13 protein-coding genes are annotated in these 13,445 nt (G+C 29.8%); 12 read left to right on the forward strand and 1 reads right to left on the reverse strand.

The window, feature by feature from the left end:
• Positions 1 to 3: 3 nt before the first annotated feature.
• From IC174_RS03700 to IC174_RS03720, 5 genes are all read left to right on the forward strand, one after another.
• Entirely contained in the window at positions 4 to 717 is a 714-nt protein-coding gene (locus IC174_RS03700) for a FadR/GntR family transcriptional regulator (protein WP_227482189.1), read from the forward strand.
• A 117-nt stretch (positions 718 to 834) separates the two neighbouring features.
• Entirely contained in the window at positions 835 to 2,109 is a 1,275-nt protein-coding gene (gene larA / locus IC174_RS03705; protein ID WP_227482190.1) for a nickel-dependent lactate racemase, read from the forward strand.
• 16 nt (positions 2,110 to 2,125) lie between these two features.
• Positions 2,126 to 2,914 (forward strand): electron transfer flavoprotein subunit beta/FixA family protein, encoded by a 789-nt coding sequence (locus IC174_RS03710; protein WP_227434094.1) that lies wholly within the window; start codon positions 2,126 to 2,128, stop codon positions 2,912 to 2,914.
• A 13-nt stretch (positions 2,915 to 2,927) separates the two neighbouring features.
• Entirely contained in the window at positions 2,928 to 4,148 is a 1,221-nt protein-coding gene (locus tag IC174_RS03715; protein WP_227434095.1) for an FAD-binding protein, read from the forward strand.
• 10 nt (positions 4,149 to 4,158) lie between these two features.
• On the forward strand, positions 4,159 to 5,550 hold the full coding sequence (locus IC174_RS03720; RefSeq protein ID WP_227482191.1) for an FAD-binding oxidoreductase: 1,392 nt from the start codon (positions 4,159 to 4,161) through the stop codon (positions 5,548 to 5,550).
• A gap of 304 nt (positions 5,551 to 5,854) precedes the next feature.
• Here the strand turns inward: IC174_RS03720 and IC174_RS03725 are convergent, their stop codons facing one another.
• Complete coding sequence (locus IC174_RS03725; RefSeq protein ID WP_227482192.1) at positions 5,855 to 7,135, reverse strand: nucleotidyltransferase; 1,281 nt, start codon at positions 7,133 to 7,135, stop codon at positions 5,855 to 5,857.
• Between the two features lie 454 nt (positions 7,136 to 7,589).
• On the opposite strand from IC174_RS03725, the gene IC174_RS03730 reads away from it, so the two are divergent.
• The 7 genes from IC174_RS03730 to fabK all read left to right on the forward strand — a co-directional run bounded on the left by IC174_RS03730 (position 7,590) and on the right by fabK (position 13,444).
• The gene (locus IC174_RS03730) at positions 7,590 to 8,786 is read left to right on the forward strand and encodes an acetate/propionate family kinase (protein ID WP_227434098.1); all 1,197 of its coding nucleotides are present in this window, start codon (positions 7,590 to 7,592) and stop codon (positions 8,784 to 8,786) included.
• Positions 8,787 to 8,878: 92 nt separating this feature from the next.
• The gene (locus IC174_RS03735) at positions 8,879 to 9,403 is read left to right on the forward strand and encodes a YceD family protein (RefSeq protein WP_227482193.1); all 525 of its coding nucleotides are present in this window, start codon (positions 8,879 to 8,881) and stop codon (positions 9,401 to 9,403) included.
• Positions 9,404 to 9,427: 24 nt separating this feature from the next.
• Positions 9,428 to 9,604, forward strand: a complete 177-nt coding sequence (gene rpmF, locus IC174_RS03740; RefSeq protein WP_003419113.1) for a 50S ribosomal protein L32 — start codon at positions 9,428 to 9,430, stop codon at positions 9,602 to 9,604.
• Between the two features lie 201 nt (positions 9,605 to 9,805).
• Positions 9,806 to 10,363 carry a transcription factor FapR gene (gene fapR, locus IC174_RS03745; protein WP_227434100.1) on the forward strand — a complete coding sequence of 186 codons (558 nt, stop codon included), beginning with the start codon at positions 9,806 to 9,808 and terminating at the stop codon, positions 10,361 to 10,363.
• Between the two features lie 10 nt (positions 10,364 to 10,373).
• Positions 10,374 to 11,396: a phosphate acyltransferase PlsX gene (plsX, locus tag IC174_RS03750; RefSeq protein WP_227482194.1), complete on the forward strand. Its 1,023-nt coding sequence runs from the start codon at positions 10,374 to 10,376 to the stop codon at positions 11,394 to 11,396.
• 25 nt (positions 11,397 to 11,421) lie between these two features.
• Complete coding sequence (locus IC174_RS03755) at positions 11,422 to 12,408, forward strand: beta-ketoacyl-ACP synthase III (protein ID WP_227434102.1); 987 nt, start codon at positions 11,422 to 11,424, stop codon at positions 12,406 to 12,408.
• Positions 12,409 to 12,514: 106 nt separating this feature from the next.
• Positions 12,515 to 13,444: an enoyl-[acyl-carrier-protein] reductase FabK gene (fabK, locus tag IC174_RS03760; RefSeq protein WP_227434103.1), complete on the forward strand. Its 930-nt coding sequence runs from the start codon at positions 12,515 to 12,517 to the stop codon at positions 13,442 to 13,444.
• Position 13,445 lies beyond the last annotated feature (1 nt).

Below are 13,445 nucleotides of genomic sequence, written 5' to 3' on the forward strand. Positions count from 1 at the left end.
AAAATGTTTAATAGTATAGCTAGTAAAAAAGTTTATGAACAAGTAATTGAGCAAATTCAATATAAAATATTAAATGGAGAGTTAAAAAAGGGTGATAAACTACTATCTGAAAGAGAATTGTCTGAACAAATGAATGTAAGTAGAACCTCTATTAGAGAAGCTATCAGGGTTTTAGAAACTATGGGTGTGATAGAAAGCAGACAAGGTGAGGGTAATTTTATATGCACAAATATAGAAAAAACTTTAATAGAACCTTTATCTATGATTTTTAAACTGAATAATGGTACACTTGAAGACATACTAGAGCTTAGAATAATTTTAGAAATTGAGATTGCAAAACTTGCTTCAAAGAGAATAACTTCTTCTGAATCTATAGAATTAAAAAGTATAATAGATGAAATGAGAATAGAAACCAATAAAAAAGATAATAATCAAATTTTGGTTTTATTAGATCAAAAATTTCACAGCAAATTGGCTACAATAAGTAAAAATTATTTAATTCAAAGTCTTTTTATAACAGCCTCAAAATTGTTTGATGGATTTATAGAGGATGCAAGAGAGAAGATAATTGCAGAACCTTTAAATGAAACTATCTTGCTTAAGCAACATGAAGCTATATATAAGGCAGTTATAGAAAACAATACTGAACTTGCACATGAAAAAGCGAAAGAGCATATGAGATTTATAAGTAAAAACTACAGAAAAAATGAAAATTAAAAGTTTGTTATAAAATAAATTATTCTTGCAAATAGAAGATAATGGTACTATTATATAAATGTAAAACTGGTATGACCACATACCAATTTTATAGTTTATTATAATGGGAGATTAAAGATGGTAAAGTTAAAAGTACCTTATTCAAAGCAAGGAATGATTTTAGAAATACCTAACAAACGTTTTCTTGGTGTCTTGGAATCAAAATCGGATAATTATGTAGAACATAAGACACAAGAAGAAATAGTTGAAGAATCTATGAATAATCCAATAGGCTCTTTATCATTGGAAGAGTTAGTTAAAGGAAAAAAGAATGTAGTCATAATTACAAGTGACCATACAAGACCTGTTCCAAGTAAAGTAACTATGCCAATTCTTTTAAGAAGAATTAGGAAAGCTAATCCTAAAATTGATGTGAAGATTATAGTAGCAACTGGTTTTCATAGGCCAAGTACAAGAGAAGAATTAGTTTATAAGATGGGAGAAGAAATTGTAGATAATGAAGAAATAATCATGCATATATCTACTGATGATGAAGCTATGTGCAAGGTGGGTGTATTACCTTCAGGTGGGGATTTATATATAAATAAACTTGCATATGATGCAGAACTTTTAATCGCAGAAGGTTTTATAGAACCACACTTTTTTGCAGGTTTCTCAGGAGGAAGAAAAAGTGTACTTCCAGGAATAGCCTCTGCAAAGACTATAATGTATAACCATTGTAGTGATTTTATAGATAGTGACAATTCGAGAACTGGAAAATTAAAAAATAATCCTATTCATGAAGATATGGTATATGCAGCTAAGGTTGCCAAACTAGCATTTATATTGAATGTTGTAATAGATAAAGAGAAAAAAGTAATAGCATCATTTGCTGGTGATGTCGAAAAAGCACATACCCGAGGTTGTGAATTTGTAACAGAACTCTCAAAAGTAAATTCCATAAAGTCAGATATTGTAGTGAGTACAAATGGTGGATACCCATTAGACCAAAATATTTATCAAGCAGTTAAGGGGATGACAGCAGCAGAGGCTACCTGTAAAGAAGGTGGAGTAATAATAATGATTGCAGCATGTAATGATGGTCATGGAGGTCAATCCTTTTATGAAAATGTAGCAAATGCAGATTCTCCAAAACAACTTTTAGAAAAAATTAGAAGTGTTGACAGATGTGATACAATTCCAGACCAATGGGAATTTCAAATATTAGCAAGAATACTATCTAAGTATACTGTAATAATGGTAACAGATAAGTGTAGTCCTGAAATGATAAAGAAAATGCATATGAAACATGCATTTAATTTTAAGGATGCTTTAGAGATGGCTACTAATATAGTCGGTGAAGATAGTAAAGTTACAGTTATACCTGATGGAGTATCAGTGATAGTTAAATAAAAAAGGGGTGTAGTTTATGGAAATTTTGACATGTATTAAACAAGTACCTGGAACAACCACAGTAGAGGTTGATGAATCCACAGGTGTATTGAAAAGAGATGGAGTAGATTCAAAAATGAATCCTTATGATTTATATGCTTTAGAAACAGCACTTAGAATAAAAAACGACATAAAAGCTAATTTAAAAGTACTTACTATGGGTCCTCCGCAAGCAAAGAAGGTAATAGAAGAGAGTTTTATGATGGGGGCAGATGAAGGAGCTTTAATAAGCGATAGAAGATTTGGAGGGGCAGATGTCTTGGCAACTTCTTACACTATATCGCAAGGTATTAAAAAAATGGGTAGAGTAGACTTAATAATTTGTGGAAAACAAACTACTGATGGTGATACAGCGCAGGTTGGACCTGAAGTAGCCGAGTTTTTAGATATACCTCATGTAACTAATGTTACAAAATTAATTGAAATCAAAGAGAAAAGCATAGTTGTTGAAATAGATATGCCAAATGATTTACAAGTATGTGAAATTGAGTATCCTTGTTTGATAACAGTAGAAAAAGATATTTTTCAACCAAGATTGCCTTCATTTAAGTTAAAGTTAGAAACTAAAGAAAGAAAAATACCTGTGTACAGTTTAGATGATTTTGAAGATAAGGACGAAGATAATTATGGATTAAATGGTTCCCCTACTCAAGTTGTAAGAATATTTCCTCCTAAGCCAAATACAGATAAAAATATTATGAGAGGAAATCCAGAAGAGTTAAGTTCTGTGCTTATAAATAAATTAGAGGAATTAAAATTAGTCTAAGGGGGAAGAAGAAATGTCAAAAATAGTTGTAAATCAAGATAAAATAACTGATTTAAAAAGAGTACTAGAAATTTGTCCTTTTGGTGCTATAGAAGAAAAATCAGGTAAGGTAGAAATAAGTGCTGGCTGTAAGATGTGCAAATTGTGTGTCAAAAGTGGACCCAAAGGTGCATTTGAATTTATAGAAAGTAATAAAGCAAAAATAAATAAGGATGAATGGAAGGGAGTGGCAGTATATGTAGAACATCATAATGGAAATATACATCCTGTAACATATGAACTTATAGGAAAAGCTCGCAAAATGGCATCAAAAATAAAGCAACCTGTATATTGTGTATTTGTAGGAAAAGATATAAAAGATAAATGTAAGAATCTTATCTCCTATGGTATTGATGAAGTATTTGTATACGATGAAGATGAATTTAAAGAATTTAGGATAGAGCCATATGCAAAGGCAATAGAAAACTTTATAAATAAAATAAAACCAACAATAATGTTGGTTGGTGGAACTACATTAGGTAGGTCATTAGCTCCGAGGCTTGCTGCTAGATTTAAAACAGGGCTTACAGCAGATTGTACAATACTTGATGTGCAATCAAACACTGATTTAGACCAGATAAGACCAGCATTTGGTGGAAATATAATGGCTCACATAAATACACCCAATAATAGACCTCAATTTGCCACTGTAAGATATAAAATATTTTCAGCTCCAGAAAAGGTAGAAAATGCTACAGGAAAAATAACTTTATGTGAAATAGAAAAAAAAGAATTAAAATCTAAGATTAAAGTACTGAGTGTAAAAGAAAAAAATAAAGAAGTTGGTCTTGAAGAAGCAGAAGTAATAGTAGTTGCAAGTAGAGCAATAAAGAAACAGGAAGATATGGATATGATATATAAATTAGCTGACAAGTTAAATGCTCAAGTAGCAGGAACAAGACCGATTATAGAAGCAGGTTGGATAGATGCTAAAAAACAAATAGGTCTTAGTGGTAGAACTGTAAAGCCTAAATTAATAATAACTTGTGGTGTATCTGGAGCTGTTCAATTTGTTGCAGGAATGCAAGGAGCTGATTATATAGTAGCTATAAATAAAGATGATAAGGCACCTATACTTGATGTAGCACACTTAGCTTTAATAGGAGATATTTATGATATTATTCCTAAATTGATAAAAAAAATAGAAAATAAAAAAAATGATAAGCAAATATATGTGGCATCAGCAGCTGAATAGGGGGATAGAGATGTATAAATCAATTGATAAAAAAGATATAGATTTTTTAATAGATATTTGTGGAGATGAAAATGTAGTAGTTGGAAGTGATATAAATGAAGATTTTTCACATGATGAACTTGGAGGAATAGAAAAATATCCTGAGGTTTTAGTAAATGTGATTGAAACCGAGCAAGTATCTAAAATAATGAAATATGCATATGAAAACAATATACCAGTTACGCCAAGAGGACAAGGAACTGGTCTTGTAGGAGCTGCTGTTGCCATAAATGGTGGAATAATGATTAATCTATGTAAAATGAATAAAATACTTGAGGTTGATTATGAAAATCTAACATTGACAGTAGAACCAGGAGTTTTGCTTATGACAATAGGTCAATATGTTCAAGAGAGAGACTTATTTTATCCACCTGACCCAGGTGAGAAGAGTGCTACAATAGCAGGTAATATAAATACTAATGCAGGTGGAATGAGAGCAGTAAAATATGGTGTTACAAGAGATTATATTAGAGGTCTTGAAGTAGTATTACCAAATGGAGAAGTTATAAATATAGGGGGAAAAGTAGTTAAAAATAGTTCTGGATATAGTATAAAAGATTTATTAATAGGTTCAGAAGGAACTTTAGGAATAGTTACAAAAGCGATATTAAAATTGCTTCCTTTACCAAAGAAAAGTGTAAGTTTACTTATACCTTTTCCTAATTTATCAATGGCAATAGAGACTGTTCCTAAAATAATAAAATCGAAATCAATACCAACAGCCATAGAATTTATGGAGAGAGATGTAATATTGGCTGCGGAAGAATTTTTAGGTAAAAAGTTTCCAGATAATACATCAGATGCTTATCTTCTACTTACGTTTGATGGAAATAGTATTGAAGAAATTGAAAAAGAATATGAAAAAGTTGCTAATCTGTGTTTAGAAAATGGAGCATTAGATGTATTTATATCAGATACGCAAGAAAGAAATGATTCTATATGGTCAGCCAGAGGCGCTTTCTTAGAAGCTATAAAGGCATCTACAACAGAAATGGATGAATGTGATGTCGTTGTACCAAGAGACAAGGTAGCAGAGTTTATAAGATATACTCATGAGCTTCAAGATGAGTTAAAAATAAGAATAAAAAGTTTTGGTCATGCAGGTGATGGAAATCTACACATATATATATTAAAAGATAGTATGGATGAACATACTTGGAAAGTAAGATTAAAAGAAGCTTTTGACTGTATGTATAAAAAATCTAGAGAACTTAATGGTCAAGTCTCAGGTGAACATGGTATAGGATATGCAAAAAAAGAGTATTTACATGAATCAAAATCAGATGCCTATATGATGTTAATTAAAAATATAAAAATAGCTTTTGACCCTAAAAATATTTTAAATCCAGGAAAAATATATTAAATATATAAATGTTATTTTTAAACATAAAAGTTATAAAAAACAGGTTTAAATTTAATAACTTAAATTTACTTTTTAATGTTAATAGTATTTGTAAATATTAATATTATTTATAAAGATTTTAGGATGGCAATGTTTATTTAACTTTAGAAATATGAAATATTATTTAAGTTAAGTTGGTGTTACCATCCTAAAAATATGAATACACATGTGAAGCGTATTTTATTTATAAAAAATATTTGTAATTATAAATACATCTTATTAATTTAATGAGGTTATTTAAAATTTATAAGGTTATTTAAAAAACTTATTTTACATATATTGGACGAGTGTAAAAGTCCATAGGACCTTTTACTAAACCTTGATTATTTCTATAATATACTGAGTTGTATATATTTGTAGATTTTATATCATAACTTATAAGTGTTTCAAAAATAGCATCATCTAATGAAAATGATATATTTGAAAATTTATTTATTATGTCTATGTTAGATTTATTTTTTATCTCTTTTAGAACTTCTCTACCTTTGTCATTAAAAGCAAGTATTCTTATATAAGGAACAATATCTATATCTTTTACAAGGTGAATATCGCTTTTTTTTATGCCTAACAATATATTATTTAAAGTTCTCTTGATTTTAGTTAAAGTATATCTCTTAGATTTAATTGATAATTGTAATTCGTATAAAGAATTAGATGTAAAAATATCTTTGTAAATTTTATTTTCTATACCTTCATTTACTTCAAAATAATCCTTTAAATTGGATATGTCCCTAAGTATGATTGTCTTTAAAGTATCAAAAAATAATTCATCAAACATAGGAAAAAATTTGTTATCTATTTTTTCGTTTAATATACTATAAGTTTTTTCTGGAATAACTTTTTTTAATTGAGAGATATTACAATTTTCCTTAAGTGAAGTTCTTATAGCAGTAGCAGAGCAAATACTATTATTAATTTCTTTAGAGTTGTACTCTGACTGAACTCTGGAAATAGTAAATGGCTTTATATTGCTGTTTAAATTGATAAGATTTTTTATATATTCTATACCAAGTATATTATTTGATGAATTTAATATTTTTAATAATTGTTCTTTTGTAGTTTTTTGAGATAAGTCGTTGTTTTCATATTGGTGTATATAATCAAAAAGTGAATTAGCTCTAGCCACTGGAAATAACATACCATCATCTAAATATTTTTTTAAAAGTAATTTAAATTCTTTTGGCTCATTTGCTAAAATCTCTGCAATACTATAAAGAATATCTGTGTTTCCCTCTTCACTACCAAAACATACAGAACTTATGCAGTTTAGAGAATTTAAAATTGTTATGGCACCATGAGAAAAAATTTCGGCACTTTGGCAAGCAAACATAGTTGGTAATTCTATAACTAAGTCTACACCATTTTCGACAGCAATTTTTGCTCTAGTATATTTATCAAATAAAGCGGGCTCACCTCTTTGAAGAAAGTTTCCACTCATGATTGCCACTGTATGTGTTGCATTTGTTTTTTCTATAGATTTAGATAAATGATAGATATGTCCATTATGAAATGGGTTATATTCAACTATTAATCCAAGTATATTCATAAAATGCTCCTTTTTCCTTTGTTTATTTTATCTATATTGTAATTTATTATAATATGTATAAAATTTAAATTTTTAATTACCTAGCTAAAAAACATAAAAAAATTTGTTAAAATGTAGAAATACTACATAACAAGAAATCAGTTAAGTGTTATTAAAATAACTTTATTAAGCCTTTATATTATATTATTATAGCAAATGGGAAAGAATAATCTACATTAAGTTAATTTGTTAATAAATTGTTATTAAAACACACAATTTGCTGTAGTAGAAATATGATATAATATAAAAAAAAGTATATACTTTTATATTAAAAGGTGATATATTATTTATGAAAATCGTTTAATGTATACAATAATATATCTATGACAAAATAATAAAATATAAGTTTTTAGACATTTATTATGAATCAAAATTGATTACATATCATTTATAAAAATCTAAGGAGGAAATAATAATGAAAATATTAGTATTAAACTGTGGGAGTTCTTCATTAAAATATCAATTAATAGATATGAGTAATGAAGAAGTTTTATGTATAGGATTAGTTGAAAGAATAGGAATCGAAGGTTCTATACTTAAACATGAAAAAGCAGGAAGAGATGATAAATACATTGTTGAACAACCAATGAAAGACCATAAAGATGCAATAGCATTAGTATTAGAAGCTGTTGCTCATCCAGAATTTGGTGCAGTTAAAGAAATGAAAGAAATAGATGCAGTAGGGCATAGAGTTGTTCATGCTGGAGAAAAATTTGCAACTTCAGTAGTAATAACTCCAGAAGTAGAAGAAGCTTTAAAAGAATGTATAGATTTAGCTCCACTTCATAATCCAGCAAACATAATGGGAATTGATGCTTGTAAAGCTATACTTCCAGGTGTACCAATGGTAGGAGTATTTGATACTGCTTTCCATCAAACAATGCCTAAATCTTCATACTTATATGGTTTACCTCATGAATTATATACTAAATATGGAGTAAGAAGATATGGGTTCCATGGAACTTCTCATAACTATGTATCTCAAAAAGCAGCAGAGATGTTAGGAAAAGATATAAAAGACTTAAAAATAGTAACTTGTCACTTAGGAAATGGTGCTTCTATAGCTGCTGTTGATGGTGGAAGATGTATAGATACATCTATGGGATTCACTCCATTAGAAGGATTAATAATGGGAACTAGATGTGGAGATATAGACCCTGCTATACTACCTTTCTTAATGAGAAAAGAAGGTTTAGATGCTGATGGATTAGATAAATTAATGAACAAGGAATCTGGAGTATATGGAATGACTGGAATTTCTAGTGATTTCAGAGATATAGAAGATGCAGCTAAAAATGGAGATGAAAGAGCTCAAGCAACATTAGAAGCTTATGTTAAAAAAGTACAAAAGTATATAGGTGCTTATGCTGCTGAAATGAATGGATTAGATGTTGTAGTATTTACTGCTGGTGTAGGTGAAAATGGAAAGGCTATAAGAGCAGACATAGCTTCTAATATGGAGTTCTTAGGAATGAAACTAGATAAGGAAGCTAATGATGTTAGAGGAAAAGAAACAGTAATATCTACTGATGACTCTAAAGTAAAAATGCTTTTAATACCAACTAACGAAGAATTAATGATAGCTAGAGATACATTAAGATTAGTAAAATAATTTAATTAAACTTATGCCTATCAAGTAAAAATACTTGACAAACAAATGCTAGATTTGTATAATAAATTTGGTGATATGTTGAGGTGAACTTAATGAAAGTTAGCATAGAAAAAATAAATAGAAAAGAAACTGACAAAATAGACTTGAATTTTTGTGAAAAAATTGATACTATTAGTTATTGTGATGAGATTTACAAATTAGTATCACCTGTAAATTTAAAAGGTAAAGTATCAAAGACTAATAAAGGTTTGTATCTAGATATAGATGTTAATTTTACAATTGTTGACAATTGTTCAAGATGTCTTAAAGAAGTAGAAATACCATTAGAGTATTCTATACAAGGTTTTTTAGTAAAAGAAGAAGATTATGATGAAGATGAATTTGAGGAATTTGATCCTTTTATATTCGATGGTGAAGAAATCGACCTTATTGATATAATAGAACAGACATTAGATTTTAATGTGCCTCATAAAGTTCTTTGTAGTGAAAACTGTAAAGGTCTTTGTCAAGGATGCGGAGCAAACTTAAATGAAGGAGAATGTTCTTGCAGTGAAATTACAAACGATGAGGAATACATAGATCCTCGTTTTGCTAAATTAAAAGATTTATTTAATTAAATTTTGACTAAGGAGGTGGCGTAAATGGCAGTACCAAAGCGTAAAACGTCTAAATCAAACACAAAAATGAGAAGAGCAGCTAACTCAAAGATGGAAGCAACAGGATTTGTAAGTTGCCCACAATGTCATGAGCCAAAATTACCACATAGAGTGTGTCCAGACTGTGGATATTATAAAGGTAAAGAAGTTGTATCTAAGTAATAGCTTCTAAAAAACATGTAGAGTGTACTCTACATGTTTTTTTTGTACATATAAAAAAGATGATTTACTAGAGAAATAAATGGATTTTATGCATATTAAAAATTAGAAAAATAATAATATAAGTATTGAAAATTTTTGTGTGTTACTATATACTACTATTAGTAGCTGGTACTAATTACAGCTATAAAATTTGGAGGGAACATGAAAAAGAAGAGTAAAGCCCAAAGACAACAAGAGCTTATAGATATGCTAAAGACTGATCCTTTTTATACTGATGAAGAATTATCAAGTTTGTTTAATGTTAGTATACAGACAATAAGATTAGATAGAATGAGTCTAAACATACCAGAGCTAAGAGAAAGAGTCAAATCAATAGCAGAAACTCAGAGTTCAAAAGTAAAGACTTTAGGAGTAAAGGAAATTACAGGCGAAATCATTGATTTATCTGTAGGGCAATTAGGTATATCTATGTTAGAAGTTACAGAGGACATGATTTACTCTAAAACTAATACTTTGAAAGATACGTATATATTTTCTCTAGCAGATTCATTAGCAATGGCTATAATAGATGCACCTAAAGTTATTATGAGAGTTGCAAATGTAAAATGTTTTAAGTTGATAGAACAACAAGACAGACTTATAGCAAAAGCAGAAGTGTATAGAAATATAGACAAAAAGCATTATGTAAAAGTTGTTATCAACAATAAAGCCCAAGAGCAAATATTTAGAGGGAAGTTTATCTTTGAAGAGTTAGATTAGGAGGAAAATCATGAAAATAGTAATAGATGGAATGGGTGGAGATAATGCACCAAAATCTAATGTAGAAGGCGCAGTAAATGCTATAAAAGAATATCAAGTAGATTTAATAATCACAGGAGATAAAGATTTATTAGAAAAGGAATTTTCAAATTATGAATTTGATAAAAATAAACTAGAAATAGTTCATACTACTGAGATTATAGAAAATGAAGATAAACCAGTTAAGGCTATAAGAAGCAAAAAAGATTCATCTATGGTAGTAGCATTAAACCTCGTAAAAGAAGGTAAGGCAGATGCTATAATATCAGCTGGAAACACAGGAGCTTTACTTGCTGGTGGATTATTTGTAGTCGGTAGAATAAAAGGAATTGATAGACCTTGCTTATGCTCAGCAATACCAAATGTAAAGCGAGGAATGACACTTATAGCAGACTGTGGTGCGAATGCAGATTGTAAATCTAAGAATCTAGTTGAATTTGCAGCTATGAGTAATATTTACTCAAGAAAAGTGTTGGGACTTGAAAATCCTAAAGTGGCACTAGCAAATGTTGGACTAGAAGAAGGTAAAGGCAATGATTTAGTTAAAAAATCATATGAGGAAATTAAAAAATTAGATTTAAATTTTATAGGGAATGTAGAAGCTAGAGAGGTTATAAATGCATATACAGATATAATTATTTGTGATGGATTTACAGGTAATATATTACTTAAATCTGCTGAAGGGGTAGCCCTTTCAGTTATGAGTCTTATAAAGGAAACTTTTATGGCTAGTACAAAAAGCAAAATAGGAGCATTACTTATAAAAGATGATTTAAAAAAATTAAAGAGTTTTATAGATTATTCTGAGTATGGTGGAGCTCCACTTCTAGGATTAAATGGAGGAGTTATAAAGGCTCATGGTAGCTCTGATGCTAAAGCTATAAAAAATGCTATAAATCAAGGTATAAAATTTACAAAAGGAAAAGTTGTTGAGGATATCAATCAATTTATAAGTAAATATAATGAAGAAAATAAAAATAACGAAGATGAATAAACTCGTTTTGGAGGTTTAATATATAATGAATACAAAGGCTGGAATATTAGGTGTGGGAAGTTATCTACCTGAGAAATCATATGATAATTTTCACTTCGAAAAAATAATGGATACATCAGATGAGTGGATAAGCACTAGAACTGGTATTAAGGAAAGAAGATTTGTAGAAGATAATGAAGCAACTTCTGACCTAGCATCTAAGGCTGCTTTAAAAGCTATAGAGTGTGCAAAGTTAAATGTAGAGGACATAGAGTTGATTATTTTGGCAACAATTACTCCTGATATGTCTTTGCCTTCAACTGCATGTATAGTACAAGAAGCAATAGGAGCAGTGAATGCTACTGCATTTGATATATCAGCAGCTTGTTCTGGATTTGTATATGGAGTAACTATTGCAAAGCAATTTGTGGAAACTGGTTGTTATAAAAATGTACTTGTAATAGGAGCAGAAACTTGCTCAAAGTTTCTAAACTACAATGATAGGTCAACAGCAGTATTATTTGGAGATGGTGCTGGAGCAGCTGTTATTGGACCTGTAAGTGAAGGCGGAATCCTATCTACACATATGGGTTCTGATGGTAGGGGAAAAGATTGTTTAAAGATACCTGCTGGAGGTTCAAGACTTAGAGCAAGTAAAGATACTGTAGAAGCTAATCTACATACAATAGAGATGGCAGGTAGCGATGTATTTAAGTTTGCAGTTAGAAAGATGGCAGAAACATCTTTAACAGCTCTTGAAAAAGCAAATTTAAATACAACTGATATAGACTATCTAATACCACATCAAGCTAATATAAGAATAATACAAGCTTCTTCTAAGAGATTAGGGCTTGATATGAATAAGGTTTATGTAAATATAAATAAGTATGGAAATATGTCTGCTGCATCTATACCTGTTGCGCTAGATGAAGCATATAAAGAAGGAAAAATCAAAAAAGGTGATAATGTAGTTTTAGTTGGCTTTGGTGGAGGTTTAACTTGGGGAGCTTCAGTTGTTAAGTGGACTTTATAGTACAAAACATCTAAAATTCTTTAATTAACAAAATTAGCTTTATCTAAAAATTAAAGTTAATTTACAATAAAAAGTTTACTTTTGATTTTAAGTGAAGGAGAATGATATGAATAAAATTTGCAAACTGTTAAATATAAAATACCCAGTTATCCAAGGGGGAATGGCATGGGTAGCTACTGCATCATTAGCAAGTGCTGTATCTAATGCAGGTGGACTTGGAATAATAGCAGCAGGAAATGCACCAAAAGAAGCTATAAAGGAAGAAATTGTTAAATGTAAAGAATTAACAGATAAACCTTTTGGTGTAAATGTAATGCTTATGTCACCATTTGTAGATGATATAATAGATTTAATTATAGAAGAGAAGGTTCAAGTTATTACTACTGGCGCTGGAAATCCTGCAAAGTATATGGACAGATTAAAAGAAGCTGGAACAAAAGTTATACCTGTAGTACCAACAATAGCTTTAGCGCAAAGAATGGAAAAGTTAGGAGCTACAGCAGTAATAGCTGAAGGGACAGAAGGTGGAGGACACATAGGAGAGCTTACTACTATGGTTTTAGTTCCACAAGTTGCTGATGCTGTTAATATACCTGTAATAGCAGCAGGAGGTATTGTAGATGGTAGAGGTATTGTTGCTTCATTTGCACTGGGTGCGAATGCAGTTCAAGTAGGAACTAGATTTATTTGTAGTGAAGAGTGTTCTGTACATTTAAACTACAAAGAATTAGTGTTAAAAGCAAAAGATAGAGATGCAATTGTTACAGGAAGAAGCACAGGTCATCCAGTAAGAACATTAAAAAATAAATTATCAAAAGAATTCTTAAAGATGGAACAAAATGGAGCTACTCCTGAAGAATTAGACCAAAAAGGTACAGGTGCTTTAAGATTTGCAACAGTAGATGGAGATATAGAAAAAGGTTCATTTATGGCAGGTCAAAGTGCTGCTATGGTAAAAAAAATAACACCTTGTAAAGAAATTATAGAAACTATGGTAAATCAAGCAAAAGAGATTATGCCAGGCATAGAACTGTAAA

The organism is Clostridioides sp. ES-S-0001-03 (assembly GCF_020676075.1).
In the GTDB taxonomy this organism is placed as follows: domain Bacteria; phylum Bacillota; class Clostridia; order Peptostreptococcales; family Peptostreptococcaceae; genus Clostridioides.

Bases quoted from the DNA above. Each gene is read 5' to 3' on its own strand.
- IC174_RS03700 (WP_227482189.1), top strand. From the start codon at position 4: ATGTTTAATAGTATAGCTAGTAAAAAAGTTTATGAACAAGTAATTGAG.
- larA (WP_227482190.1), top strand. From the start codon at position 835: ATGGTAAAGTTAAAAGTACCTTATTCAAAGCAAGGAATGATTTTAGAA.
- IC174_RS03710 (WP_227434094.1), top strand. From the start codon at position 2,126: ATGGAAATTTTGACATGTATTAAACAAGTACCTGGAACAACCACAGTA.
- IC174_RS03715 (WP_227434095.1), top strand. From the start codon at position 2,928: ATGTCAAAAATAGTTGTAAATCAAGATAAAATAACTGATTTAAAAAGA.
- IC174_RS03720 (WP_227482191.1), top strand. From the start codon at position 4,159: ATGTATAAATCAATTGATAAAAAAGATATAGATTTTTTAATAGATATT.
- IC174_RS03725 (WP_227482192.1), bottom strand. From the start codon at position 7,135: ATGAATATACTTGGATTAATAGTTGAATATAACCCATTTCATAATGGA.
- IC174_RS03730 (WP_227434098.1), top strand. From the start codon at position 7,590: ATGAAAATATTAGTATTAAACTGTGGGAGTTCTTCATTAAAATATCAA.
- IC174_RS03735 (WP_227482193.1), top strand. From the start codon at position 8,879: ATGAAAGTTAGCATAGAAAAAATAAATAGAAAAGAAACTGACAAAATA.
- rpmF (WP_003419113.1), top strand. From the start codon at position 9,428: ATGGCAGTACCAAAGCGTAAAACGTCTAAATCAAACACAAAAATGAGA.
- fapR (WP_227434100.1), top strand. From the start codon at position 9,806: ATGAAAAAGAAGAGTAAAGCCCAAAGACAACAAGAGCTTATAGATATG.
- plsX (WP_227482194.1), top strand. From the start codon at position 10,374: ATGAAAATAGTAATAGATGGAATGGGTGGAGATAATGCACCAAAATCT.
- IC174_RS03755 (WP_227434102.1), top strand. From the start codon at position 11,422: ATGAATACAAAGGCTGGAATATTAGGTGTGGGAAGTTATCTACCTGAG.
- fabK (WP_227434103.1), top strand. From the start codon at position 12,515: ATGAATAAAATTTGCAAACTGTTAAATATAAAATACCCAGTTATCCAA.